This is a genomic window from Dactylosporangium sp. NPDC049140 (assembly GCF_040648435.1).
In genome coordinates this window covers 1-25634 of sequence record NZ_JBEZDS010000026.1, presented here as the reverse complement: position 1 = coordinate 25634, position 25634 = coordinate 1, and the positions used below count along the sequence as shown (strand labels likewise).

General features: G+C 73.6%; 23 protein-coding genes and 1 pseudogene. 7 read left to right on the top strand and 17 right to left on the bottom strand.

The window, feature by feature from the left end; all coding sequences use genetic code 11:
• Positions 1-9: 9 nt before the first annotated feature.
• The 3 genes from AB0B76_RS33680 to AB0B76_RS33670 are packed head-to-tail and all read right to left on the bottom strand — an operon-like array spanning position 10 to position 4189.
• Positions 10-1746, bottom strand: coding sequence for a thiamine pyrophosphate-binding protein (locus AB0B76_RS33680; protein WP_360382949.1), 1737 nt, complete (start codon positions 1744-1746; stop codon positions 10-12).
• The gene (locus AB0B76_RS33675; RefSeq protein WP_360382948.1) at positions 1743-2720 is read right to left on the bottom strand and encodes an alcohol dehydrogenase catalytic domain-containing protein; all 978 of its coding nucleotides are present in this window, start codon (positions 2718-2720) and stop codon (positions 1743-1745) included. The genes AB0B76_RS33680 and AB0B76_RS33675 overlap by 4 nt, the downstream gene beginning before the upstream one ends.
• Positions 2717-4189, bottom strand: coding sequence for an aldehyde dehydrogenase family protein (locus AB0B76_RS33670; protein ID WP_360382946.1), 1473 nt, complete (start codon positions 4187-4189; stop codon positions 2717-2719). The genes AB0B76_RS33675 and AB0B76_RS33670 overlap by 4 nt, the downstream gene beginning before the upstream one ends.
• Positions 4190-4344: 155 nt before the next feature.
• Between AB0B76_RS33670 and AB0B76_RS33665 the strand changes: the two genes are divergently transcribed.
• The 3 genes from AB0B76_RS33665 to AB0B76_RS33655 are packed head-to-tail and all read left to right on the top strand — an operon-like array spanning position 4345 to position 7161.
• Entirely contained in the window at positions 4345-5148 is an 804-nt protein-coding gene (locus AB0B76_RS33665) for an IclR family transcriptional regulator (protein ID WP_360382945.1), read from the top strand.
• Between the two features lie 49 nt (positions 5149-5197).
• Positions 5198-6388, top strand: coding sequence for a CoA transferase (locus AB0B76_RS33660; RefSeq protein WP_360382944.1), 1191 nt, complete (start codon positions 5198-5200; stop codon positions 6386-6388).
• A complete protein-coding gene (locus AB0B76_RS33655) occupies positions 6385-7161 on the top strand; it encodes a citryl-CoA lyase (RefSeq protein WP_360382942.1) in 777 nt (258 codons plus the stop codon). The genes AB0B76_RS33660 and AB0B76_RS33655 overlap by 4 nt, the downstream gene beginning before the upstream one ends.
• Positions 7162-7166: 5 nt before the next feature.
• On the opposite strand, the gene AB0B76_RS33650 is transcribed toward AB0B76_RS33655, so the two are convergent.
• Positions 7167-9800 (bottom strand): TIM barrel protein, encoded by a 2634-nt coding sequence (locus tag AB0B76_RS33650; RefSeq protein WP_360382941.1) that lies wholly within the window; start codon positions 9798-9800, stop codon positions 7167-7169.
• Between the two features lie 179 nt (positions 9801-9979).
• Here AB0B76_RS33650 and AB0B76_RS33645 point away from each other — a divergent pair, with 179 nt between their 5' ends.
• A complete protein-coding gene (locus tag AB0B76_RS33645) occupies positions 9980-12055 on the top strand; it encodes a PQQ-binding-like beta-propeller repeat protein (RefSeq protein WP_360382939.1) in 2076 nt (691 codons plus the stop codon).
• Positions 12056-12131: 76 nt separating this feature from the next.
• Here the strand turns inward: AB0B76_RS33645 and AB0B76_RS33640 are convergent, their stop codons facing one another.
• Both AB0B76_RS33640 and AB0B76_RS33635 read right to left on the bottom strand, forming a co-directional pair.
• Positions 12132-12776: a hypothetical protein gene (locus tag AB0B76_RS33640; protein WP_360382937.1), complete on the bottom strand. Its 645-nt coding sequence runs from the start codon at positions 12774-12776 to the stop codon at positions 12132-12134.
• A gap of 210 nt (positions 12777-12986) precedes the next feature.
• A complete protein-coding gene (locus AB0B76_RS33635) occupies positions 12987-13733 on the bottom strand; it encodes a hypothetical protein (protein WP_360382936.1) in 747 nt (248 codons plus the stop codon).
• 140 nt (positions 13734-13873) lie between these two features.
• On the opposite strand from AB0B76_RS33635, the gene AB0B76_RS33630 reads away from it, so the two are divergent.
• Together AB0B76_RS33630 and AB0B76_RS33625 are read left to right on the top strand one after the other, a co-directional pair.
• Positions 13874-14740, top strand: a complete 867-nt coding sequence (locus tag AB0B76_RS33630; RefSeq protein ID WP_360382935.1) for a hypothetical protein — start codon at positions 13874-13876, stop codon at positions 14738-14740.
• A 429-nt stretch (positions 14741-15169) separates the two neighbouring features.
• Entirely contained in the window at positions 15170-18139 is a 2970-nt protein-coding gene (locus tag AB0B76_RS33625) for a phosphatidylglycerol lysyltransferase domain-containing protein (protein WP_360382933.1), read from the top strand.
• On the opposite strand, the gene AB0B76_RS33620 is transcribed toward AB0B76_RS33625, so the two are convergent.
• The 11 genes and pseudogenes from AB0B76_RS33620 to AB0B76_RS33570 form a co-directional block, all read right to left on the bottom strand.
• Entirely contained in the window at positions 18054-18365 is a 312-nt protein-coding gene (locus tag AB0B76_RS33620) for a gas vesicle protein K (protein ID WP_360382932.1), read from the bottom strand. The genes AB0B76_RS33625 and AB0B76_RS33620 overlap by 86 nt on opposite strands.
• The gene (locus AB0B76_RS33615) at positions 18362-18700 is read right to left on the bottom strand and encodes a gas vesicle protein (RefSeq protein ID WP_360382930.1); all 339 of its coding nucleotides are present in this window, start codon (positions 18698-18700) and stop codon (positions 18362-18364) included. Before AB0B76_RS33615 ends, AB0B76_RS33620 begins: the two co-directional genes overlap by 4 nt.
• On the bottom strand, positions 18697-19497 hold the full coding sequence (locus tag AB0B76_RS33610) for a GvpL/GvpF family gas vesicle protein (RefSeq protein ID WP_360382928.1): 801 nt from the start codon (positions 19495-19497) through the stop codon (positions 18697-18699). The genes AB0B76_RS33615 and AB0B76_RS33610 overlap by 4 nt, the downstream gene beginning before the upstream one ends.
• 224 nt (positions 19498-19721) lie before the next feature.
• Positions 19722-19838: pseudogene (gene gvpJ, locus AB0B76_RS33605) on the bottom strand (gas vesicle protein GvpJ); the annotation flags it as partial.
• A gap of 90 nt (positions 19839-19928) precedes the next feature.
• Positions 19929-20234, bottom strand: a complete 306-nt coding sequence (gene gvpO, locus AB0B76_RS33600; RefSeq protein WP_360382926.1) for a gas vesicle protein GvpO — start codon at positions 20232-20234, stop codon at positions 19929-19931.
• Between the two features lie 3 nt (positions 20235-20237).
• Entirely contained in the window at positions 20238-20477 is a 240-nt protein-coding gene (gene ccmI, locus AB0B76_RS33595) for a c-type cytochrome biogenesis protein CcmI (protein ID WP_360382925.1), read from the bottom strand.
• Positions 20453-21196 carry a GvpL/GvpF family gas vesicle protein gene (locus AB0B76_RS33590; RefSeq protein ID WP_360382924.1) on the bottom strand — a complete coding sequence of 248 codons (744 nt, stop codon included), beginning with the start codon at positions 21194-21196 and terminating at the stop codon, positions 20453-20455. Before AB0B76_RS33590 ends, ccmI begins: the two co-directional genes overlap by 25 nt.
• A 1-nt stretch (position 21197) precedes the next feature.
• Positions 21198-21578 (bottom strand): gas vesicle protein GvpJ, encoded by a 381-nt coding sequence (gene gvpJ, locus AB0B76_RS33585; RefSeq protein WP_360382922.1) that lies wholly within the window; start codon positions 21576-21578, stop codon positions 21198-21200.
• Positions 21575-22564: an SRPBCC family protein gene (locus tag AB0B76_RS33580; RefSeq protein WP_360382920.1), complete on the bottom strand. Its 990-nt coding sequence runs from the start codon at positions 22562-22564 to the stop codon at positions 21575-21577. Before AB0B76_RS33580 ends, gvpJ (AB0B76_RS33585) begins: the two co-directional genes overlap by 4 nt.
• Before the next feature lie 2 nt (positions 22565-22566).
• A complete protein-coding gene (locus AB0B76_RS33575; protein WP_360382919.1) occupies positions 22567-23079 on the bottom strand; it encodes a hypothetical protein in 513 nt (170 codons plus the stop codon).
• A gap of 257 nt (positions 23080-23336) precedes the next feature.
• Entirely contained in the window at positions 23337-24212 is an 876-nt protein-coding gene (locus tag AB0B76_RS33570) for a LysR family transcriptional regulator (protein ID WP_360382918.1), read from the bottom strand.
• Between the two features lie 72 nt (positions 24213-24284).
• Between AB0B76_RS33570 and AB0B76_RS33565 the strand changes: the two genes are divergently transcribed.
• Positions 24285-25601, top strand: a complete 1317-nt coding sequence (locus tag AB0B76_RS33565) for an MFS transporter (protein ID WP_360382916.1) — start codon at positions 24285-24287, stop codon at positions 25599-25601.
• Positions 25602-25634: the final 33 nt, after the last annotated feature.

Below are 25634 nucleotides of genomic sequence, written 5' to 3'. Positions count from 1 at the left end.
CATCACCTCTCAGTCAAAAAGACCTTGGTAGATGTCCTTGATGTTCCAGTGCCCAGGGGTTGGCACCGGCTCGTTGACCATCGCGACGTCGAGCACCGCCGGGCGGCGGCGGCGTTCGGCGGTTCGCAGCGCGCCGCGCAGGTCCTCGACGCGCTCGATCTGGTACCCGTCGGCGCCGCAGGCCCGGCCCAGCGCGGCGAAGTCCGGGCTGTACGGGCGGCCGTCGGGGTCGGTGAACTCGCAGCCGTACTGCCGGCCGAAGTTCGCGGCCTGCAGGTCGGCAATGGTGCCGTGGGCCCGGTTGTTCATGACCACGAACAGCACCGGCAGCCCCCGCTCGACCGCCATGGGCAGGGCCGGCAGCGCAGCGCTCATGCCGCCGTCGCCGACCAGCGCGACGACGACCCGGTCGGGCTCGGCGATCTGCACGCCGAGCGCCGCGGCGGGGCCGAAGCCCATGGTGGACGCGCCGCCGGGGGTGATGAAGCGGCCCTCGGGCGGCAGCGGGTAGCACTGCGCCACGCCGTTCTTGTTCCAGCCGACGTCGGTGACGAGGATCGTGTCCGGCGGCAGGGTCTCGCGGAGGTCGAGCAGGATGCGCTCGGGGCGTAGCGGGAAGTCCTCGCTGCGGCCGCGCCCGGTGCTGCCCTCGAACAGGGCGGTGCGGGCGGCGTGGATCTGCTCGCGCAGGCCCGGGCGGCGCACCGGCTCGGGCACGGCCCGGCGCACCGCGGTGTCGATGGCCCGCACGGCCTGGGTGGCGTCGGCGACCACGCCGATCTCGACGGGGTAGTTGCGGCCGATCTCGGCCGGGTCGATGTCGATCTGGATCAGCCGGGTCGGCGGGATCCGCCAGGTGTAGGCGGGGTTCCAGGAGCTGGCGTCGGTCTCGGCGAACCGGGTGCCGATGGCCAGCACGACGTCGGCCTCCAGGGCGTAGGTGTTTGTCACCTCGAGGCCCCAGAAGCCGGTCATGCCCATCACGAGCGGGTGGCGGTCGGGCAGCGCGCCCTTGGCCATGAGCGAGTGCGCGACCGGGATGTCGAGGTGCTCGGCCAGGGACAGCAGCGCCTGGCGGCCTTCGCCGCGGCCGAGGCCGCCGCCGAGGTACACCAGCGGCCGCTCGGCCTCGGCCAGCAGCTCGGCGATGCGGGAGGCGTCGGCGAGGGCGGGCACGGTGACGGCGGCCGGCAACGGGTGGTCCTCGAAGTCCAGCGGCCGGGAGAACAGGTCCATCGGGACGTTGAGCAGCACCGCGCCGGGGCGGCCGGAGGTTGCGGTCCAGAAGGCCCGCTCCAGGAAGCGCGGCAGGTCCTCGACCCGGTGCGCGTGCCAGGCGCGTTTGACGAACGGGCGGTAGATGGCGGTCTGGTCGGCGTCGGCGTGGAGGTTGACCTCCTGGTGCGGGTGCCGGCCGTGCATGTAGGACGGCACGTCGCCGGCGATGACGACCATCGGCACCGAGTCCAGCGCCGCGGTGGCCACGCCGGTGACCGCGTTCATCATCCCGGGCCCGACGTGCAGCAGGACGACGCCGGGCTTGCCGGAGGCGCGGGCGTAGCCGTCGGCGGCGTGGGCCGCGGCCTGCTCGTGGCGGGCGATGACGAACTCGATCGAGCTGCGGCCGATGGCGTCGAGCAGCGCGATGTTCGTGTGCCCGCAGGTGCCGAAGACGTACCGCACCCCGTACGCCTCCAGCTGAGTGACGAGCGCATCGGCGGCGGTCGTCTTCGTCTCGGCGCTCATCGCGGCGGTTCCTCCAACGTGATCCAGGTCTTGCCGGGCAGCTCCCGTGCCCGGGCGAACGCGTCGGCCACCCCGGCGAGCGGGTACCGGCCGCGCAGGATGCGGCCCGGGCGCAGCTCCGCGGCCCGCTCGACGGCGGCCGCGAAGTCGCGAGGGTGGTCGTAGATGAGGCAGCCCCGCAGCGTCAGCCGCCGCTGGACGACGGTGAACGTGGACAGCCGGGCCGGGGTGCCGCTCTGTCCGATGAGAACGATCCGGCCGTCGGGCGCGGCCCGCTCGACGGCGGTCTCCAGGGCCGGCGGGGCACCGGAGGTCTCGAACACCACCGGGAACAGCCCGTCGTCCGGGGCCGCCGCGGCGCCGAGCTCCAGTGCGGTGGCGAGCCGGCCGGCGTGCGGGTCGATGACGAACGGCACCGCGCCGAGCGCCCGCGCGGCCAGGCACACCAGCAGGCCCTGCGCACCGGCACCGACCACGAGGCAGCGCTCCCCGGCGGTGAGGCTGGCGCGGGCCAGCGCGGCGAGCGCGACGGCGAGCGGCTCGACGCAGACCAGGTCCTCGTCGGCGAGGCCGGGCGGGGCGGGCCAGGCGAACCGGGCCGGCACGGTGACCCGCTCGCGCAGCGCGCCGGGCTCGTTGATGCCGAGGATGCGCCGGTCCGGGCAGACCGCGGTGCGCCCGTCCGCGCAGGCCGGGCAGCGCAGGCACGGGAAGTTGGGCTCGACGGCGACCCGTTGCCCGACCCGGCCGGGCGCCACGCCGGCGCCGACCCGCACGATGTCGCCGATGGCCTCGTGCCCCAGCGCCCAGGGCAGGTGGGGCACGGCCCGGCGGCCGTCGACGACGGCGAGGTCGGACCCGCACATGCCGACGGCCCGCACGGCGACGACGACGTCGCCGGGGCCGCACTCGGCCTCGGGCCAGTCGCCGGTGACCTCGACGGCCCCGGGCGCGGTGAGCACGGCCGCCCTCATGCCTGGGTGCCCCAGATCGACAGGCCGCGCAGCAGCAGGGTTTTGACGACGGTGTAGTCCTCGATCATGCAGGCGGGCGACTCGCGGCCGAAGCCGGAGTCCTTGACCCCGCCGAAGGGCACGTGGTCGAGGCGGAAGTTGGACGAGCCGTTGACGACGAGCCCGCCGACCTCCAGCTCCCGCCAGGCGGTGACGATCCGGCCGATGTCGCGGGTGAACAGGCCCGCCTGCAGGCCGTACCGGCTGCCGTTGCACGCGGCGAGAACCTCGTCGAAGTCGTCGTAGGGCAGCACCGCCACGAGCGCGCCGAAGACCTCGCGGGCGACCACGTCGGCGCCGGCGGGCGGGTCGAGCACGACGGTCGGGCTGAGCGTCGCGCCCGTGCGGGTGCCGCCGAGCGCGATCGTCGCACCGTCGGCGGCGGCCTGCGCGGCCCAGGCCGCGACCCGCTCGGCGGCCGCGTCGTCGACCATCGAGCCGACGTCGGTCTCCGGGTCGAGCGGGTCGCCGACCTTCAGCGCCGCGACCTCCTTGCCGAACGCGACGGCGAACTCGGCATAGCGGACGCGCTGGACGTACACCCGCTGCACCGAAATGCAACTCTGCCCGGAGTTGGTGTAGCCGGTGCGGGCGCACACGGCGGCGGCCTGCGCGATGTCGGCGTCCTCGCACACGATCGTGGCCGCGTTGCCGCCGAGCTCGAGCACGAGGCGCTTGGCCCCGGCGGCGCGGGCCACGGCCGCGCCGGTCTCGACGCTGCCGGTGAAGCTGATGACGGCGACCTCCGGCGCGGCGCACAGCGCGGCCCCGACGTCGCCGCCGCCGTGCAGCAGCTGCACCGCCTCCATCGGGGCGCCCGCCTCCAGCAGGAGGGCGACGACGGCCGCGGAGACGGCCGGGGCCTGCGGCGGGGCCTTGACGATCGTGGTGTTGCCGGCCGCGAACGAGGCGCCGAGCTTGTGGGCGAGCAGGTTGGCCGGGGCGTTGAACGGCGTGATGGCCAGGGCGACGCCGGCGGGGGCGCGGTAGGTCAGGGCGGTGTTGCCGACGCCCCGGGCCCAGCCGGCGACCGGCAGCAGCTCGCCGCCGATGCGGCGGGTCTCCGCGGCGCAGACGGCGAAGGTGTCGGCGACGCGGTCGAGCTCGCCGCGGCCGTCCTTGAGCGGCTTGCCGAGCTCGAGGGCGATGAGCCGGGCGATCGCGTCGCGGTGGCGTACGGCGAGTTCGGCGGCGCGTTCGAGCACCTCGGCCCGGGCCGCGGGGGCGAGCGCGGCCATCCGCCGGGCCGATTGGTGGGCGTACTGAACCGTGGTGCGGACCGCCTGATCGTCGGCGAGCACGGCCCGGCTGACCACCCGGCGCACGTACGGCCCGACCCGCTCGGCCTGCACACCGTCCGCCCGCCACTCCCCCGCAAGCAGGGCCGGGGCCACGACCGGGGGCTCCGATCCGAGGATCGCATTCAGCATGGCGCTCCCTCGCTGCAAACCGCTCGGCGGTACATCTGGACCGCTATGCGGACTGGGTGTAACGTACGGGCGGCCGACAGCCGCTGGCAAGAGCCCGAGTCGAGAAAGTTGCGACAATCGGCGTCCAGGGCGCGACGAGCGATGGAGACACGAACATGGTGAAGACGGCAGGCCGCGACGGCGTCGAGCATCAGGAGGCCGAGGCCGACGCGCCGGGGGTCCGCAGCGTCCAGCGCGCGCTGGACATCCTGACGCTGCTCACGGAGGATCGGCCGCTGGTCTCGATCCGCGACATCGTCGAGGGCACGGGGCTGGCCAAGACGACGGTGATCCGGCTCGTGCAGACGCTGGAGCAGTGCGGCCTGCTGTGGGGCACCACCGCCGGCTACATGGCCGGCCCGGGCCTGTGGCGCTGGGCGCACCTGGCCCGGCGCAGCTGGGAGCTGCCGCCGGAGACGCAGCGGATGATGCGCGACCTCGCCGCCCGGCGGCGTGAGACGGTAAACGTCTACGTCGCCCGGGACATCTACCGGGTCTGCGTCGCCCAGCAGGAGAGCCCGCAGCCGCTGCGGCACGTCGTGCACATCGGCGACGAGCTGCCGCTGTGGGCCGGCGCCTCGTCGAAGGTCCTGCTGCGCAACGCGACCCCGGCCCGCCTGCTGCGCGTGGCGCGCAGCTCCCCCTACGGCGACCAGCACATCAGGCGGCTGCAGGAGTGGATCGACGAGGCGGCGCACCAGGGCTACGCCGTCAGCCACGGCGAGCGCGAGGAGGGCCTCTCGGCCGTCGCCGTGCCGATCTTCTCGCGCGCGGGCGCGGTCGTCGCGGTGCTGTCGCTCAGCGGCCCGACGCTGCGCTTCCCGGAGGAGCGGGTGACCGAGTTCGCCGCCGACCTCAAGGACGTCGCCCAGCGGATGTCCGAGCGGGGCTTCGACCACCCGCTGGGCAGTTCGCTCTGAAGGAACCTCCGAAGGAAGCTCTGAGAGCAGCGCTGAAGGAGACAGGTGCATGCAGCCGCGACCACTAGACGGCATCCGCGTCCTCGATCTCACGAACGTCCTCGCCGGCCCGTACTGCAGCTACCAGCTCATGCTCCTGGGCGCCGACGTCGTCAAGGTCGAGGTGCCGGGCCGCGGCGACCTCGCCCGGCAGCTCGGCCCGGACGCGGAGCTCAACGAGCGGTACCTCGGCACGTCCTTCCTCGCCCAGAACGCGGGCAAGAAGTCCGTCGAGCTCGACCTCAAGGACCCGGCCGGGCGCGAAACCTTCGAGGAGCTCGTCGGCGCGGCCGACGTGCTCCTGGAGAACTTCCGCGCCGGGGTCCTGGCCCGGCTCGGGTACGACTGGCAACGCCTGCAGGCCTTGAACCCGCGCCTGATCGCGTGCTCCATCACCGGCTTCGGCCAGACCGGCCCGATGAGCCAGGCGCCCGCCTACGACCAGATCATCCAGGGCCTCTCCGGCATGATGAGCGTGACCGGGACCCGTGACACCGCGCCGCTGCGGGTCGGATTCCCGGTCTGCGACAGCATCGGCGGCCTCGCCGCGGCGCTCGCGATCGTCGCCGCCGTCGCGGCCCGCCACCACAGCGGCGCCGGCTGCCAGCTCGACGTGTCGATGCTGGAGGCGTCCATCTCCGCGATGGGCTGGACCGTCTCCAACTACCTCCTCGCCGGCGTGCCGCCCGAGCCGACCGGCGACCAGAACGCCACCGCCGCCCCGTCGGGCACGTTCGACGCCGCCGACGGCCCGCTCAACATCTCCGCGAACCGGCAGGAGCAGTACGAGACGCTGTGCCGGCTCGTCGGGCGCCCCGAGCTGCTGACCGACCCGCGCTTCGCCGCGCCCGAGGCTCGCAAGGAGCACCGGGCGGCGCTCAACGACGAGCTGAACCCGGCCCTGCGCCGCCGGCCGGCCGCCGAGTGGGAGCGGGAGCTCAACGCGGCCGGCGTGCCCGCCGCGCGCATCCTGACCGTCCCGCAGGCGCTGGAGTCCGAGCAGCTGGCTCATCGCGGCTTCATCACCGAGCTGCCGTTCCCGGACGGCTCCGCGCGGCGGCTGGACGTGGTGGGCAGCGGGGTGCTCTTCGACGGGGTACCGCTGACCCCGCCGGCCCCGCCGCCGATGCTGGGCGAGCACACCGCCGTCGTCTCCGATCTCATCGCCGCATGGCGTCTCAAGGAAGGTGTCGCCGAATGAGCACCGACGTCCAGGCGGTGGCCGACTGGTGGGCCACCTCCGTCTCCCGGATCGAGCCCGGCGTCATCGAGTTCCGTGGCCGCCCCGTCCAGGATCTGCTCGGCGCGACCACGCTGACCGACGCGATCTGGCTGATGCTGCGCGGCGACCTGCCGGACGCGCGCCAGGCCGAGCTGCTCGACGCCGCCCTGGTCGCCTCGGTGGACCACGGCCCGCACGCGCCGTCGATCGCCGTCGCCCGGATCTCGGCGACGTGCGGGATCGGGCTGAACAACGCCATCGCCAACGGGGTAAACGTGATGGGCGACGTGCACGGTGGTGCCGGACAGCAGTGCCTGGAGTTGTACACCGAGATCCGCGACCTCGCCGCGCAGGGCACGGACCTGGCCGAGGCCGCGGCGCAGACGGTCGCGCGCTGGCGGGCGCGCAGCAAGTACCTGCCCGGCTTCGGGCACCGCTTCCACCCCCGCGACCCGCGCCGCGACCCGCTCGTCGGGCTCGTGCAGCGGGCGGTCGACGACGGCGTGGTGGCCGGCGACTTCCTCGCCGCGGGGCTCGCCGTCGAGGCGGTCATCGACCCGGTGCCGATGAACATCGACGGCTCCACCGCCATCATCTACGGCGAGCTGGGCTTCCCGCCGCCGCTGGCCCGCGGCCTGTTCGTGCTCGGCCGCAGCGTCGGCATCCTCGCCCACGCGTGGGAGGAGACGCAGGGCGGCCGGCGCATCAAGGGGCCCATCCCGCCGGGCATCACGCCGACGTACCGACCCTGAGGACGTCATCGCACCGCGGCGAGGTCGAGGTGGTCACGGGCCGCGCTGAGGGCCCGGCGGGCGTGCTCCTTGGCGCCGATCTGGGCCACCAGCATGGCCCGCGGGATCTCCAGCGCGTAGGGCAGCCCCGGCGGCAGCGCGTCGAGAATGCCGCGCACGTCGATGCCGCCCTCGCCCGGGAACAGCCGCTCGAACCGGGCGGTGTGGATCAGACCCTCGTTCGTCGGCGGTACCCCGGCCGGCGCATCACAGACGTGCGCGAAGTGGAACCAGTGCGGGGGCAGCTGGCGCAGGTCCGCGGTGCTCGAGCCGGACCGGGCGAAGTGCAGCAGGTCCACCAGGATGCCCGCGTTCGGCTGGTCCGCGGCGCGCAGGACCCGGACCGCCTCGCGCAGGTCGGGCGTCTCCGTCCAGGACGGGAACTCCAGGTCGACGGTGAGCCCGAGCGGGCGGGCCAGCTCGCACAGCTCGGCGTACCGGTCGATCTTGCGGGCCCGGTCCGGGTCGGGCAGCTGGGTGATGACGTGCCGGGCGCCCAGCTCGGCCCCGGCCTCCAGGAAGCGCACGTAGTCGCGGGGCGAACGCTCCGGGCTCATCCGGGCCAGCTCGATGTCGAGCACCTCGATGCCGGTCGCGGCGAGGCGGACCTTCGTGCGGTGCATGAGGGCCGGGTCGGTCGCGAGCGGGTAGTGCGGCTCCTGCGGGGTGACCCGGGTCAGGCGCAGCCCGACGTACCGGTAGCCGGCGTCCGCGGCCGCGTCGACGAGCTCGGGCGGGGAGAGGCTCAGCGCGGTCAGGTGGGCCAGCGAGTAGTCGTGCCGGTCGCCCGGCTCGCGCGCCGAGACCAGCCGCCGCGCGCGGTGGGCGGCCATCCGCACCGGGATGCTGCCGGGGTCGCCGTAGCCCTCGTAGCGGCCCAGGCGCTGCACGACGGCGAAGAAGATCCGGGAGCCCAGCATCTCCGTGTAGAAGTGCAGGTACTCGCCGTCCGCGTCGCGGTCGTACAGGATCGAGTGCTCGCGCAGCTCGGCCAGGCGCTCGGCCGGTAGCGCGAGGCGGGCGTCGAGGTCCGCGTAGTAGTTCGCGGGGATCGGCAGCACCGCGGCGCCGAGCGCGCGCATCGCCCGGGCGCTGGCGATGATGTCGTCGGTGGCGAACGCGATGTGCTGCGGGTCGGGCACCGACGGGGCCCAGTCGCCGCGGCGCATCGGCGCGGTGTTGAGCGCTATGCGCAGCCGGCGGGCCGGGTCGGTGGCGACGCGGCTGCGGATCAGGCCGAACGGCGCGGCGATGTCGGTCGTCTCCTGGGTACCGAGGCCGAGCACCGTGCGGTAGAAGACGGCGGCCTCGTCGAAGTCGTCGAGCGACTCGGTCAGCGAGACGTGGTCGATGCCGGTCACGTGCCCGTCGGCGGGGGCCTGCGTGCCGGTGGCGGCGAAGTCGTCGAGCCAGCCGCCCGGCGTGGTCTGCACGAGGAACACGGCGGTCCCGTCGGGCGCGGCCACCGAGGTCAGGTCGGCCTCGCCGATGTCGTGCAGCCGGGGCAGTACCGGGGCCAGCAATGCCTCGGCGCGCTGGGCCCCCTGCGCCGGGTCGGCGCTCTCCACGCCGAGCGCGCAGATGGCCGCGGTGCCCGGCTCGACGGTGCGCTGGGCGCCGAAGTTGAGCAGCACCCGGGCCCGGCCCTGCTGCCAGAGCCGGACGGGCTTGGAGCGGTGCCGCCCGGCCTCCGCGAAGCCGAGCGCCGCGAGGGCCCCCGCGATCGCCGGGCCGGACACGTCGTCGACGGCGAGCTCGGTGAACGCGTGCCCGCCGAGCCCCGGCACCGCGGGCAGCCCGCTCCCGCGCAGGGTCAGCAGGGTCCGCATCCCGTCGATGGCGGCGTAGCGGGGGTCGGCCTGGCGGTACACGTCGTTGAAGACCTCGAGCGAGAGCGGCCCGTCGTAGCCGGTACTCAGCACGTGCGCGACGAGGCCGGCCAGGTCGAACGAGCCCATCCCGGGGAACAGCCGGTGGTGGCGGCTCCACTCGACGATGTCCATGCGCACCCGCGGGGCGTCGGCCAGCTGCAGGTGGAAGATCTTCGCGCCCGGTACCACCCGCAGGGCCGCCGGGTTCTCGCCCCGGGAGAGCACGTGGAAGCTGTCCACGCACAGCCCGAGCGCGGGATGCCCGGCGCGGCGCACGATCCGCCAGGCGTGCGCGGTGGTGTTGACGAACCGGCCCCACGCCAGGGCCTCATAGGCGATGCGCAGGCCGCGGGCGGCGGCCCGCTCCGCCAGCGCGTGCAGCTGCTCCGCGGCGAGGTCGTCGTCGTCGACCGCGTCCGGCGACACCGACGAGGTGACCAGCAGCGTGCCGGCGCCCAGCGCCTCGACCACGTCCAGGACGCGCTCGGCCCGGCGCAGGTTGGCCGCGAACACGTCCGGCGGGACGGCCTCGAGGTCGCGGAACGGCTGGTACAGATCGATGGTCAGGCCGCGCCGCTCGCACTCCTGCCGCACGCGGGCGGGCGACCAGGGCGAGGCGACGAGGTCGCTCTCGAAGATCTCGACGCCGTTGAAGCGGGCGGCGGCCGCGGCGGCGAGCTTGTCCTCCAGCGCGCCCGACAGGCAGACCGTGGCGATGCACAGACGCATGCGGCGCTCCTACGTCGACTGTGAACGTACTGGATAGTTACTTATACCGCCGCGATGATGACCACGGAAGATGCGAACCACCAGGCGGTCCGATCCTTGCTCATCAATGCCGCCGAGTCCTACATTCATTGCTGTCATTCGTGGACCAATTGGTCCGCCTAGCGGACCTAGGAGGCGGCATGGATCGTCGGCAAGTACTCAAGGGCGCCGCGGCGTCCGCGGTCGGCGCGGCAGGAGTCCCGCTCGGCACCGCCACGCCACCGCCGTGCACCACCCCGCCGGCCCACGACTTCCCGAAGGTCGGCGGCAACTACGGCAACCAGAACTTCTCGGCGCTCACCCGCATCAACCGCGGCTCGCTGCGCCGGCTCGGCGGCGCGTGGGTGAACCGCATCGAGGGCGGCCTGACCACCGGCACCAACCAGAGCACCGCCATCGCCGTCGACGGGGTGCTGTACATCGAGTCCGCGCTCGGCAACGTGCACGCTGTCGACGGCGCCACCGGCGTGACCAAGTGGACGTACCACCAGACCCGCGGCACCGTCACCCGCCGCGGCGTGGCCGTGGGCCAGGGCCGCGTCTACACGCACGGCAAGGACAACTGGGTCATCGCGCTCGACCAGCAGACCGGCGCGGTCGTGTGGGAGAAGCAGATCACCGGGTACGGCAACATGGAGAAGGTCGCCGTCACGTACCACGACGGCCTGCTGCACATCGGCACCCACGACGGCGACCGCGGCGCCGCCCTCGCCGTGAACGCCGCCGACGGCGAGCTCGTCTGGCACTTCTGGGGCGCGCCCGGCCCCGGCGAGCTCGGCAACGACACGTGGGAGGGCGACTCCTACCTGACCGGCGGGGCCACCCCGTGGATCCACCCGGCGCTCGACCCGGAGCTCGGGCTCGTCTACTGGACCTTCGGCAACGCCCGCGGCAACCGCTCGTCGCAGGACGGCTCGCAGCGCGGCGGGGCCAACCTGTTCTCCAGCTCGATCGTCGCGATGGACATCAGGACGGGGCAGTACCGCTGGCACTTCCAGTCCATCCACCACGGCATCTGGGACATGGACAACGTCATGGCGCCGGTGCTCGCGGATGTGCGCATCCACGGCCGGATGCGCAAGGTCGTCGTGTACGGCAGCAAGTCCGGCATGTACTTCATCCTCGACCGCACCGACGGCTCGGCGCCGCTGGGCATCGACGAGCGGCCGGTGCCGCAGGACGCGCGGCAGAAGACGTGGCCGACCCAGCCGTTCCCGCGCCAGGGCGGCTGGACCGAGCAGCGCGTCGTCGACCAGCCGCTCGGCACCTCGGTGCCCGGCGACCCCAACCGCGCGGTGCCCAACTACGTGCCGGGCGCCCTCTACGACCCGCACTGGGACGTGCCGGTGCTCTCGATCCCGGGCCACGGCGGCGGCGCCTGCTGGAACCACCAGTCCTTCAGCCACAGCACGGGCCTGGTGTACACCGGCTTCGGCTACGTCGCCGCGGCGCACTCGTTGACCGAGTCGAGCAACGGGCTGCGGCCCCCCGGGGAGTACCAGACCGGTGGCGTCGTCGCCGTGGACGTCAGCACGAACCGGGTCAAGTGGAAGCGCCGGATGCCGTACTCGCTCGCGCACGGCAACGGCATCCTGACCACGGCGGCCAACCTGGCCTTCATCGGCCAGCCGGACGGCAACCTGCTGTGCCTCGATGCCGAGAACGGCCGGGAGCTGTGGCGCTTCCAGTGCGGCGCCGCGATCAGCAGCAGCCCGCTCATGTACGAGGTGGCCGGCGAGCAGTACCTCGCCGTCTACGCCGGCGGCACGGGCATCCCCTACGGCGACTCGGCGCCCCGCGGCGACTTCCTCTGGTCGTTCAAGCTCGGCGGCGCGGTGCCCGCCGCGGCGACCCCGCCCCCGCCGGTGGTGCGCCGCCCCGTCTCCGGCGGCCCCGTCGAGGGCAGCACGGTCGGCAACAAGGTCGTCCTGGCCCGCACCTACAACGCGACCACCGGGCAGGTCGGCACCGTGGAGTCGACGGCCGTGAACGGGATGGCCCCGACCCACCTGCGCGTACCGGTCGGCACCACTGTCACGTTCGTGAACCCGGTCGACAACGTCAACGAGCACAGCGCGACGCAGTTCTTCGAGGGGCTCTTCGACTTCCGCCTGCAGCCGGGGCAGTCCGCCACCTACACGTTCACACACCGCGGCGAGTACTTCTTCAACGACAGCCACAGCCCGCGGCCGACGGGCAAGATCGAGGTGTACTGAGTTTTTCGGTTTCGGCGTTTTTTGAGGCCGGCGCCCTGGTTCGGGCGCCGGCCTCGGCGATCACGTTCGGGATCGATCAGGTGTTGCTCAGTTCCTTCGCGGTCGTCTCCGGCACCGCGAAGCCCTGGTTGCGCGGGGTGCGGGCGGCGTGGACGAGACCGGCGGCGCCGAGCAGGAGCAGCAGCCCGGAGGCGAGGTAGGCGACCAGCGCGGCCTGGGCGGCCTTGGCCCCGAACTCGCTGAAGCCGTACGAGGTCAGCAGCAGCCCGCGCAGCGTCTCACCCTTGAACACGGTCTCCCGCGCGGTGTTGGTGTCGGTGAGCTGCTTCTGCAGGTCGGTGGCGGCCGTGGTGTCGTTCGCCTTCTGCGCGTCGGCGATCTTGGCCTTCAGATCGTTCTGCACGTCGCCGAGCTGGGCGTAGGTCTTGCCACCGGCGATGGACTTGAGGTGCAGGCCGATGAATTCGTTGGCGTAGCATTCGGCCTGCTTGCCGGAGTTGAGCGGCTGCCCGGCGTACTGCACCAGGCATGCCGACTGCTTCTCTTCGGCGGTGAGCGTGTCGGCGGTCTTGAAGGTGATCTGCTGCTGGCTGAGCTGCGTCTTGACATAGTCGTTGGCGAAGTTGGCGTTGCTGGTGAGCACGAGTCCGGCCACCAGCAGCAGACCGGCCAGGACGACCAGTCCGGCGCCGACGATGAGATCGAGGGTCTTGCGCTTCATGGTGCCCTCCTGGGCCGTGGGGTGAGGTCTTCGCTGTGCTGCCAACAGCGTGCGGCCCGCCGCCGGTCCCGGTGCAGAGGAGAATCACCCTTGTCGACGGGACCTCCGGCCTGTCCGTCTCGGGACCGCCGGCGACCCACCGGCCAACCGGCCCCACACCATCGGCGACCCACCGGCCGACCGACCCGACACCATCGGCGACCCGTCGGCCTAGCGGTCGGCGACCCCGAACCGGACGACGGCCGCGGGATGCCCGGCGCCGGGCGGCAGCAGGCGCGTCAGGGCCGTGGGGACTCGCGCCGACAGCGCCGTCACGGGCCCGGTGGCCAGCCCCTCGGCGGCGGCGCTGAGCAGCACCGCGGACATCGCCTCGCCGGTAGCCAGCCAATCGCGGGGCCCGACACCGACGGTGGCGATGACGGCGAGGCCCGTTCGGTCCGTGGCCTGCGCGGGCAGTGGGTAGAGGCTCGCCCCGGCCGCGGCGGCCGCGCGGCGCAGGAGCCGGAGCTGCGCCCCGGGCACCGGCTCGGCCCCGACGGGCCGGCGGTCGCGGGAGCGCCGGCCGATGGCCTGACGCAGCCGTTGCGCCCGCGGGTCCGGTTCGGCCGGGCCGGTGTACCGCAGCACCGCGATGCGGCCGGGCAGAACCAGGCTCGGAAGCCGGACGACCTTCACCCCCACGCCGTCGGCGGCCAGCGCGACCGTCGCGTAGTGCAGGGCCGCGCCGCAGCTGATCGTCAGGAGCCGGTCGTCGGGGTCGCGGCCCGGCCGGCCGCCGCGGTCGGCGTCGAGATGTGCCCCGTCGGGGCCGATCCACCACCGGCAGGGTTGCGTCGCGACCACCGACGGTGCCTCCCGCGCGGCGGCGGCCGCGTGCGCCAGGGCCGCGCTGACGTCGTCGGGCGAACAACCGGCCCGGCCCGCGCGGGCGCGGCGGGCCGCGAGGATGACGGACATGTACCCACGCTGCCCCATGCCGCCCGGGCCGGTCAGAGGCGAAAGTCCCGCCCTGCGGACCGACTCCCGGCCGGTTCGCAGGCGTGATCCCGCATTGAGCGGGTAGGCACAGGCCCGCAGCGACGGGGCGGAGGTGCGCGATGGCGGCAGTCCACCTTGTGGCGCTCGCCTGTGCCGTCGCCGCAGCGCTCGGGTACGGCCTCAGCTCACTGCTGCAGGCCTCGGGCGCCCGCCGGGCAACGAGCACGCTGCGGGTGCTGCGCCAGCCGTCCTACGTGGCCGGGGTCGGCCTGGACCTGCTGGCCTGGCTCGTGTCGCTTGTCGCGTTGCGGACGCTGCCGGTGTACCAGGTGCAGGCCGTGCTGGCCGGCTCGCTCGCCGTGACCGTGATCGCCGCGCGCCTGTTCATGCGTGTGCGGCTGCGCCCGGTCGACGGCCCGGCCATCGTGGCGATCGTCATCGCGCTGGTCGTGCTCGCGATGAGCTCGGGCCCGATGCCGCCCGTGCACGCCTCCACCGCCGAGCGGATGGGGCTGCTGGTCGCGGCCGGCGCGGTCGCGGCGCTGGGTTTCGCCACGGCCCGGGCCGGTCGCGCCGCGGTGTGCGCGGCGGCGGCCGGGCTGGGCTTCGGCGGGGCCGCCCTGGCCGTGCAGGCCGTAACCCTGCCGTCCGGTTCGTGGCGGCGCCCGCTGGCGACGGTGGGCGGGTTCGGCGCGGACCCGGCGGTGTGGGCGCTCGCGGTGTTCGCGACCGCCGGGATGCTGCTGTACGCCCGTGCGCTGGAGGACGGCGACCCGGCCCGCGTGACCGCCGTGCTCTGGGTGGTCGAGGTCGTCGTGCCGTCGATCGTGGGCGTGGCCCTGTTCGGCGAGACCGTCCGGGCCGGCTGGGAGCCCGCCGCGGCGCTGGCGCTACTGGTCTCCGTGGGCGCGGCGGCCGTGCTGGGCACGGCCTCGGCACAGCGCGTACTCACCGCGCCCGCCCCCATCCAGGAGGCAAACCAATGACCGACAACCGCCGCGGCCCGGCCCCAGCCCCCGCACACGACACAGCCTCAGCCCCCGTGCACAGCACGGCCCCAGCCCCCGTGCACAGCACAGCAAACCCTGCACGCAGCACGGTCCCGGACTCCGCACACAGCACGACCGCCAACCCCGCACGCAGCACCGTCCCGGACTCCGCACACAGCACGACCGCCAACCCCGCACGCAGCACCGCCCCAGACTCCGCACACAGCACAACCGCCAACCCCGCACGCAGCACCGTCCCGGACTCCGCACACAGCACGGCCGCCAGCCCAGCACGCCGCACAGTCCCGGACACCGCACGGAGCACGGACTCAGACCCCGTGCGCGGCACGGACTCAGACCCCGTGCACGACACAGGCCCGGCACAGCGAGTGCTCACCGTGCCGGTCCCACGCAGGAGGCGAACCGATGAGCGATGACGTGCCCGACCGGACCGTCCTGCGCCTCGGCGCCGACGCGACCGTGCTCGTGTGCAGCGACCTCCACCTCGAGGCGGCGCCGACCGCGGCCACGGCGCTGATGGAGGCCGACCTCGCCGAACGCCTCGAGCACTGGGACGGGCCCGGGGCGATCCTGTTCAACGGGGACACGTTCGAGCTTTGGGGCGACCCCGGCGGTACCGTCGCCGCCACCCTCGACGCCCACCCCCGCCTCGCCGCCGCCGTGCGGCGATTCGCGGATGAGCCCGGCCGCGCGGTCGTGCTCCTGGTCGGCAACCACGACGGGCCGATCGCCTGGGACGGGGTCTCCCCCGGCGTGCTCGCGGACCGGCTCGGCGCCCGCTGCGCCCTCGCGGCCGATCTGGTGCTCGCCACCCCGGCGGGTGAGCGGGTGGTGCGTGTCGAGCACGGGCACGGGTACGACCCCGCGAACCGGTTCGCCGATCCCCGCAACCCGCTGGACTCGCCGCTGGGCCAGCACGTCGTGCAGGAGGTACTGCCCGAGGCGCGGCGCACGCCCCTGCTGACCGACCTCGGGTCGCTGGCCGATCCGAACGCGATCGGGCGGTTCGTCGCCTCGCGGCTGGTGTACCGCCGCCTCGGCCCGCACGCGTGGTGGCTGCTCGCGCCGATCCTGCTCGCGGCCGCGCTGCACATGCCGACCGTCGCGCATCTGCTCGGGGAGCATCAGACCGGGCCGCGCATCGCCCGCTGGGTCGCGTTCACCGGGTTCGGTGTGCTGGCCGAGGCCGTGCTGCTGCTCGGGCTGGCCCTGCTCGTGGCCCGGGCCGTGTACGCGGCCATGGCGGGCAGCCGGTTCGGCCCCCGCGGTACCAGACTCAACGCCATTCCCAAGTCGGCCGCCGAGGCCATGTGCGGCGACGGGCGCATGGCCGGGCTCGTCACGGGACACACGCACCAGCCGGAACTCGCCGCCGTCGAGGGCGGCTTCTACGCCAACACCGGCTCCGGCACCCGCCAGGTCGAGCAGCGCCGCGCCCGCGGGCCGCTCCCGCCGGTGTTCGAGACGGTGCTGCGCCGCTGCTGGGTCGAGCTCGACGTCGACCGGGACGTGCGGGTGCGGCTGATCGTCGCGGAGTCCCCCGCCGGCGACGCGACCGGGCTGGAGCGGCTCGCGCTGCACCGCGGGCCCGCCCTTCCCCGCACGCCGGAGGTCGTGGCGACGCTACCCGGTAATGTGGCCTGGCCACTTGACCGCCACCTGCTCGCGGCCCGGGCGCGGACGGCTCGGGTGCGGGCGGTCGCGGCCGCGCTCGTGGCCTTCGTGGCGCTGCTCGGCGTCGTCTCGGCCGTCACCACCCCGCTGCGCGGCCGGCTCGCGGCGCTGCTCGACGTGCTGCCGATCGCGGCACCACAGGCCGCCGGTACCGCGGTCGTCTTCGTCAGCGCCTTCCTGCTGCTCGTCGCCTGGGGGCTGCGCCGGGGCCGCCGCCTCGCGTGGATCGTCGCGGTCGCCCTGCTCAGCGCCTCCGCGCTGCTGCACCTGATAAAGGGGCTCGACGTCGAGGAGGCCGTCGTCGCGCTGGCCGTCGCCGCCTGGCTGGCCGGCCACCGCGCCGCCTTCCCGGTGCACCCCGACCACCGGCAGGCCCGGCGCGCGTCGGTGGTGCTCGCCGCGGGTGGCCTGGCCACCGCCGCGCTGACCGCGGTCCTGGTCGCCGGCGCCGGTGTGCGCGGCACGGACGGGCGCACGGCCGAGGCCGTCGCGGAGCGGCTCGCCGGGCGCACCTCGGTGCCGCTGCCGGCCGCGTCCCCGCTGATCGCGCCGATGCTGTTCGCCACCGGGCTGAGCCTGCTGCTGGTCGTGGGCTGGCTGCTGCTGCGCCCGCGCCTGCTCGGCTCGCCCAGCGCCGCCGACCGCCGGGCCGACCGGGAGCGTGCACGGCAGATCGTGGCCGCGCACGGCGGTGACACGCTCGGGTACTTCGCCCTGCGCGCCGACAAGTCGTGGTTCTTCAGCGGCGACTGCGTGGTGGCGTACGACGTGCGCGAAGGCATCTGCCTCGTCTCGCCCGACCCGATCGGCCCGCCCGAGCAGCACGAGCAGGCCTGGGCGCAGTTCACCGCCTTCGCCGACCGCGGCGGGCGGCCGGTCACCGTGGTCGGCGCGGCCGAGCCCTGGCTGCCGATCTACCAGGCGGCCGGGATGCACGCCATGTACCTCGGCGACGAGGCCATCGTCGACTGCACCGCGTTCAGCCTGGACGGACGGGCGATGAAGTCGCTGCGCGGCTCCTACAACCGGGTGCGCAAGGCCGGGTACAGCGTCCGGTTCCACGACCCGGCCGCGCTGCCCGCGGATCTCGTCGCCGAGCTGCGTGCGCTGGCGACCCAGAGCCGGCAGGGCGAGACCGAGCGCGGCTTCTCCATGACCCTCTCCCGGCTGTTCGACCCGGCTGACACCGGGCTGCTACTTGCCGTCGCTTACGCTGCGAACGGGCAGGCGGCCGGTTTCTGCCAGTGGATCCCGGCCGCGGACATCGGTGGCTGGTCGTTGGACGTGATGCGGCGCAGCACCGCCGACGATGTGCCAAACGGCCTGACCGACTTCATCATCATCGAGACCATCCGGCACCTCCAGACCCGCGGCGACTGGGGTCTCGGGCTCAACTTCGCGGTCATGCGCGGCGTCCTGGCCGGCGTGCGTGGCCACGGGCGGCTCAGCGAGCTGCAGCGGCGGATCCTGCGCCGGGTCGGCGGCAGCAGTCAGATGGAGACGCTGTGGCACTTCAACGACAAGTACCAGCCGCTGTGGCGGCCCCGCTACGTCGTGCTGGACACCCTGGCCGACGCGCCGCAGGAGGCGGTGGCGGTCGCGGCCGCGGAGGGCGTCACCGAGGTGCCGGTGGTGGGCCGGCTGCTGGGTTCGGGGGCTCCCGGGGCAGGAGCGGGCCGAGCGGGCCCAGATCGAGGTTGAGGTCCTCGGCGGCCAGCCCGAAGTGCTCGCGCAGCTCGGTCATGCGCTCCTCGAGGGCCATGAGCGTGGCGCCGATCTCCTCCACCTGGTCGTCGGTGAGGTCGCCGACGTCGACGCGGCGCAGTGCCTGGCGCTCCATGAGCTGGCGCAGCAGTTCCACGACGGTGAGCACCAGGCTGGCGAAGCCGCGCTCGACCTGCTCGCGATCGACCTCGAGCCGGCTCATGCCGGCCCCGGCTCGGCGGCGCCGACGATCGACACGCTTTCTTCCCAAGGCCCGTCTTCTTGCCACCGTCCGGCGGCGCTGATCGACCCGCTTCTTTCCCAAGGCCCGGCGCTGCCGATCGACCCGCCTTCTCCCCCCGGCTCGGCGGCGCCGATCGACCCGGCTTCCTCGCACGGCCCGGCGATGGTGCCCGCCGACGCGACGAGCGCACGCAGCGACACGTGCACGAGGTCGACGCCCGCGATGGAAAGTGTCACCTCGCCGGCGATGACGACGCCGGTCGAGAGGACCCGGTCGAGCAGGTCGACGAGGGCAACCTGGTCGGTGCGGATCATGGCGGTGTCTCCTGCGCGGCCACGAACGAGTACGGCGGCCACGGTCCGGTCAGCTCCAGGTGCAGTTCCGGGTGGCGGGCGGCCTCGGCGGCGACGAGCCCCGCGAAGCCGTCCGAGCCGGCCCGGTCGACGAGGAAGGCGCCGTTGAGCACCATCGGCTCGGTACGGCCGGTCAGCCGCGGGTCCTGGGGCGGGTGCCGGCGGGCCTCGGCGGCGCCCGCGGCCAGTGCCGTGTAGGTGGCCTCGGCACCGTCGGCCGCCCGCTGCCGCCAAACCTCCCCGGCGGACAGCCGAGCCCGGCGCCGGCTCAGGTAGGCCGTGCCCGGGCGGTCAGCCAAGTCGCCCGCGCCGTGCCGGTCGCCGGAGGGCCCGGCTGAGGTGGCGGCAGGGGCCTCGGTTTCGGGGGCGGCGTACGCCTTCACCCCCCACTCGGCCCGGTCGCCGACCCGGTCCAGCACCGCGTCGAGGTCGCCGCGGCGCTGTTCGAGCATTGTGCGGAGGCCGGCGTCATCGCGGTACACGGTGGCGAGGCCCGCCGGGACCACCGCATGCTCCCGGGCCAGCGCGGCCACGACGGAGTGATGGGCCCGGGCGATGCGGTCAAGCCAGGCGAGGTCCTCCAGGTTGCGGCGCAGGGCGTCCTCGCCGAACTCGTCGAGGTCCACGGGGCTGACCACGGCCACCAGGTCGGCGCCGCCCACGGTCCGCAGGTCGCCACCGGCGACGGCCTCGCAGTCGTCGATCGCGCCGGGCGTGAGGTCGCGGGCCACGGCGTGCAGCCAGATGCCGTCGCTCATCGTCCGCCCCCGGAGCCGCCGCCGCGAGAGCCGGACTCCCGCGAGGCAGAGGACCGCGCCGCGGACGAAGACGACCGCCCTGCGGACGAGGACGAAGGCACCGCGGAAGAAGAAGGAGAGGAAGACTCCAGCGCCGCGGGTTGGGACCCCGGCGGCAGCGGCTCCTGGGCCTTCGACGTGAGCCACGGATCGTGCTCCCACCAGTCGATACCCATCTGCCGGGCCGTGTCCACCGAGGCCACCACCAGCCGCAGTTTGATCGTGAGCAGCTCGATGTCGAGCAGGCTCACCCGGATGTCCCCGACGATGACGATCCCGCGGTCGAGGACGCGTTCGAGAATGTCGCCGAGGTTCGCCGGCTCGTGCCCGGTGGTCGCCGTCCGGGACGCGCCCGAACCGAACCCCGAATCCGCGGAAGGCCTCATGTCAGGTCACCCCTCCGGGTCGCCCTTGCCGCGCTGGTACCGTCGCAGCCGCCGCAGCTCCGCGAGCTCCCCGTCCGCCGTGACCTGCGCCCGGTAGATGGCGAGCAGGTCGCCGGAGGACGGGATGCGCGTCTCCTCGACGACCTCGACCTCGACCAGCCAGCCGCCGTCGTCGGCGTGTTCCAGGGCCGTGATGCCCGAAGGCGCGCGGCCGGTCATCTCGGCGATGTCGCGCAGGGCCACCTTCGCCACCGTCCCGGGCGCCAGTGGCTCCAGGGTGTCGTCGTCGTAGTCGTCATGTTGGCGAGGCACGGCTCACACCTCCTGCCGGTCGGGCCGGATCAGCCGGCCGATCAGTTCCCGCTGCCGGCGGTCGGCCTCGGCGGGGTCGATCCGCCCGGCAGCGCGGTCCTCGTCGACCTCGCCGAGCTGGCGCCGGATCACGGTGGGGTCGTACAGCTGCCGGTCGACCTCGTCGCGGATCAGCTCGCCGACCCAGACGGCCACGCGTACCGGGGCGAGCGGGGCGGTCAGGATTGCGCTGACGAGTCCCACTTCACATCTCCGACGAAATCGTAGGCGGCCAGCGGGCCGAGCAGCCGCACCTGGAGACGCTCGGCCAGGCCCCCGAGCGCCCGTTCGAGGTCGCCCTCGCGGTCGAGGTCGGCGAGCACGGACACGTACGCGGCGTCGTACTCGCCGGCCGGCTCGTGGGTCACGACCTCGTCGGCCACCGGGGCGACGGCCTCGGCGACCGCGCGGGTGTCCGCCTGGCGGCGGGCCTCGATCGCCCCGTTGACGGCCTCGCCGAGCGCGATCCGCTCGGTGCGGGTGGCGTCCTCGGGCCGGTCGCGGATGGCCTCGCGCAGCCGCTCGATCCGAGGGTCCCCCGCGATAACGTCCTGGAGCAGGGTGTCGGGCACGTAGCGGGCGTTGATGACGTACTGCGCCTTGCCGTCGAGCTCGTGCAGCGCCTCGTCGAACTCGTCCTCGTGCTCGGCGAGCAGCTCCTCGGCGACGGCCCCGCGGTCGGTGAGCACCGCACCGAAACGCACCGGCAGCACCGGTACCGCGGCGGCGGTTGCATCCAGCAGCGCCCCGTGGGCGACCAGGTCCTCGGGGGTGCCGAGCGGCCGGTCGAGGTCGAGGTCGCTCACCAGCGCCGCGATCCCCTCCTGGCGCACGATCGCGACGGGGGCCTCGCCGATCCCGCGCGCCTCGTCGTCGATGTCCACGTCGGCCGGGACGATGCCGTACACGTACACGCCCGCCATGTCAGTCCTCCTCCCGGCGCCGGCGCCGGGGCACGCGCTCCGGCTCCTCATCGGCGTCGAACACATCACGTACCTTTTCCCCGGCCGCCTCGAGCACGCCCTTGGTCTTGTGCTTGGCCCCGCCCTGCTGCATGTCCTGCACGAGCTCGGGCAGGCCGGCCTTCTCCTCGGAGATGTCGAGACGGTTGACCGCCTCGGCGAAGCGCAGGTAGGTGTCGACGCTGGCGACCACGATGCGGGCGTCGATGGTGAGCAGCTCGATGCCGACGAGCGAGACCCGCACGTACGCGTCGATCACGAGCCCCTTGTCGAGGATGGTGTCGACCACCTCGGCCAGCGACGTGGAGCTGGGGCGGTCAACAACCCCGGTGGGCGAGCTCATCGCCGCCGCCTCCCTTCGTTGCGCCCGGCCCGGACCGGCTCGGGCTCGTCCTCGTCCTCCGGCTCGGACTCATCGTCGAACTCGTCGTCGGACTCATCGTCGAACTCCTCGTCGGACTCCTCGTCGGGCTCCTCCGAGTCGACCTCCGACTCCTCAGGCTTCTCGGCGGAGGACTCGGAAGAAGAGGCCTCTTGCTCCTCCTGAACCGCGGTCTCGTGGTCCTTCACCACCTCGCCGTCGCGGATCTCGCCGCGCCACCCCTCGATCCCGTCCGGGTTGAGAATCGACTGGGTCATGACGTGCCGCCGGAAGTGCTTGAATTCCAGGCGCGCCCGCCGGCCCTGCGCCCGCCACAGGTTCCCGGTGCGTTCGAAGAGACCCTGGGGGTGGTACTCCATCGCCAGCATGACCCGGGTCAGTCTCGGCCCCAGCTCGTGGAACGTGACGGAGCCGTCCACGTGGCCCTTCGCGCCCTTGGAGTTCCAGACGATGTTGTAGTCCGGGATCTGCTGGACGATCGTCGCCTCCCAGGTGCGGTGCGACCAGAAGACCTGCGCCTTCCAGTTGAGCTTCTCGTCCGACTCCTGCTCGACGCTCTCGACCTTCTTCATGAAGCTCGGGAAGTCGGAGAACTGCGTCCACTGGTTGTAGGCGACGCGTACCGGCACGCCGACGTCCAGCGCCTCCTCGATGTTGGTCAGCTTGAGCTTCTTGGGCTTGGACTTGCCGCCGCCGCCGAAGAAGCCCTTGACCTTCTCCTTGAGCCCGGTGAGGCCGCCGGAGAAGGCGGCCCGGGCGGGCGACTTGCCCTCGGCGATCTTCCCCGCGCCGGCCGCGGCGGCCTTGAGCCCGGAGCTGCCCTGCTGGTCGGCGTACTCGGTCAGGCGATCGGTCAGCGAGCCGACCTTCTTGCCGGCCGCGTCGGCCGCCCGGCGGCCGACCACCGACAGCAGCTCGCCGACGACGCCGCTCGACTGTCCAGCCATCGTCAGTCCTCCCTGCGCCGCCGTACCGGTGGCCGGCCACGCGACCGGCCGGTGCTCGCGGTGACCAGGCCCTCGTCGTCTTCCTCGTCTTCGTCCTCGTCCGCCTCGTCGTCGGGCTCGTCCGGCTCCTCCACGGCCGATCGCTGGCGGCGGTTGGCGACGCGCGTCCGGCGGGGCCGCCGCGGCTCGCGCTCCTCGTCGGGCTCTTCCTCGGCCGTCGGCGGCGCCTCGGTACCGCCGCGCAGCTTGTCGGTCAACGAGCCGATCCGGCCCGACACGACGCTGCGCGCGGCGTCCTTCGTGGCGGCGACGAGCGGTGCGCCCAGCTCGCCGATCTTGCCGAGCTCCGGCGTCGACTTGAGCGCCCGCAGGCCGTGGTCGAGCACGGAGCCGGGCCGGCTGAACCGTCCGCTCGCGGCCGCGGCGGCGAGCAGCAGGGCCCAGCGGAGCTTGCGCTGCCGCCCGAGCAGATAGCCGGTGCCGGCCGCCAGAACGACCTGTGTCTTACAGTTCATTGGCCTCTCCCTCGGCTTGGAGGCCGACCGGCACTGGGCTGTGAGGCGCGGCGTTCGGGGTGCGGCCGGCCGGGGATTCCGGAACCCACCCGCTACCCCCGCCCGTCGGGGTGAAACCGCAGCGCAGCTCGGGGAAAGCTTCTCGTACCGCCGCCGCGCGCCGATCTTCCGGAGGACGACGCAGCAACCTTCGCAGAGGAGGACGCCGCGGCCGAAAGTCGAGGGGCGCGGCGCTGCTCACACCGGCGCGGCGCTGGTCAGGCCGGCGCGGCGCTCAGCGACTGCGAGCCACTGGCCAGGATGGTCGCGATCAGGGCCCGCACGGCCGGCCGCTCCTCGGCGCGCGGGCTGGCCAGCAGCACGAGGTCGATGTGGCCGAGCTCGGGCAGGCGGTGGGCCGGCCCCAGGGTGGTGAGCTGGGGCGGCACCAGGCTGGCGGCCAGGGCGGAGATGCCGATGCCGGCCGCGACCCCCGCGATGAGGCCGTTGACCCCGCGGCAGACACAGGCGCTGCGGTACGGCAGCCGCGCCCGGTTGAGCGCCTTGCGCATCTCGTCGCGGGAGATGCTCGGCGCCGCGTACACGACCAGGGGCACCGGCCGGCTCAGGTCGAGCCGCGTGGCGGGCGTGCCGACCCAGACGAGCCGGTCGCGCTTGACGAGCTGGCCGCGCTCGTCGCCGGGCGGGCGCTTGCCGACGAGCACGTCGAGCTTGTCGTTGACCATCCACTCGTGCAGTACCCGGCTCTGCTCGACGGTCAGGTAGAAGTCCACCATCGGGTTCTCCCGGCGGAACTCGCGCAGGATCTGCGGCAGCCGGGTCAGGGCGAGATCGTCCGACATCCCGATGCGCAGGCGGCCCCGCGGGCGCGGGCCGCTGAAGTACGCGGCGGCCTGCTCGTGCGCGGCCAGGATCGTGCGCGCGAAGCCGATCATCGCCTCGCCGTCCGGGGTGAGCGCCAGGCTGTGCGTGGTGCGGTGCACGAGGGGCCGGCCGACCTGCTGCTCCAGCCGGCGGATGTGCTGGCTCACCGTCGGCTGGCGGATTCGCAGCCGGGCCGCGGCCTGCGTGAAGCTGCCGGTCTGCTCCACCGCCAGCAGGGTCGCGAGCAGCTGCGGGTCATAGGCGGTCATAGCAGAACCCTATAACTGTACGTCGAGTTATCGGTCTTCTCTATGTCCGGCGGTTCCGCAAGGGTTAGGACCGTGACCGCGTTCGAAGTACTCCGACATCGCGGCTACCGCGTCTACCTCATCGGCCAGAGCCTCGCCAGCACCGGCACCTGGATGGGCAGCATCGCCGTCGACTGGCTGGCCCTGCAGCTGACCCGCAGCCCGACCGCCGTCGGCGTCACGATGGCCCTGCAGTTCCTGCCGATCCTGTTCCTGGGCGTCCACGGCGGTCAGCTGGCCGACCGGTACCCGAAACGCTCGCTCCTGCTCGCCACCCAGACCGTCAGCGCGGCCCTGACCGGCACCCTCGCCGTGCTCACCGTCACCGGCGTCGTCCGCATCCAGCACGTGTTCGTGTTCGCGCTGCTCACCGGGCTCGTCTTCGCCGTCGACGCCCCCACCCGCCAGGTGTTCGCGGCCGAGGTCGTGCCGGAGCGCCACCTGCGGCAGGCGGTCTCCCTCAACGCGACCGTCTTCCAGGCCACGCGGCTCGTCGGCCCGGCGGTGGCGGCGGCGCTCATCGGTACCGCGGGCATCGGCTGGGCCTTCGCCGGCAACGCGCTGTGCTTTCTCGGCCCGACGGTCGCGCTGCTGCGGCTGCGGCCGGACGACCTGAGCCCGGCGCCGCCCGCGGCCCGTGCGCCCCGGGCGTTCCGCACCGCCGGCCGGTACGTGTGGCGCCGGCCGCGGGTCTTCTGGACGATCCTGCTGGTCGGCGTCATCGGCACGTTCGGCCTCAACTTCCCGATCGTGCTGACCGCGATCGCGACGGAGTCCTTCCGCGGTACCGCCGACCTGTACGGCCTGTTCAACATCGTGCTCGCCGTCGGCTCGGCCGCGGGCGCGCTCCTGGCCGGCTCGGTCACGTCCACCCGGCTGCGGCGCATCGTGCTGTTCGGCGGCCTCTTCGGCTCGGTCCAGGCGCTGGCCGCGCTCGCCCCGAACCTGCCGACGTTCCTGCCGCTGCTGGGGGCGCTGGGCTTCGTGAACCTCGCGTTCCAGTCGCTGGCGAACTCCTCGGTCCAGCTGTGGATCGACCCGGAGATGCGCGGCCGCGTGATGGGCCTGTACATGCTGGTGTTCACCGGCGGCACCCCGCTCGGCGCCCCGATCATCGGGGCGCTCACCAGCGGCTACGGCGCCCGGTTCGGGATGGCCGTCTGCGGCGTGGTCCCGGCCGCCGCGGCGGTGGCGATCGTGCTGATCCATATCCGGACGGCCGGAGTCGCGAGCGCCTCGACAGGACTTTCGTCCCGCGGCATTCGGGCGCTCCGGCACGGGCGCAGTGCCCCTCCCGGGGACGACGATGAATGCGTCAGGGAGACAACGGCATCGGGAGGCCGACAATGAGCACCGCGAACATCCACCGGGCACACCAGCTCG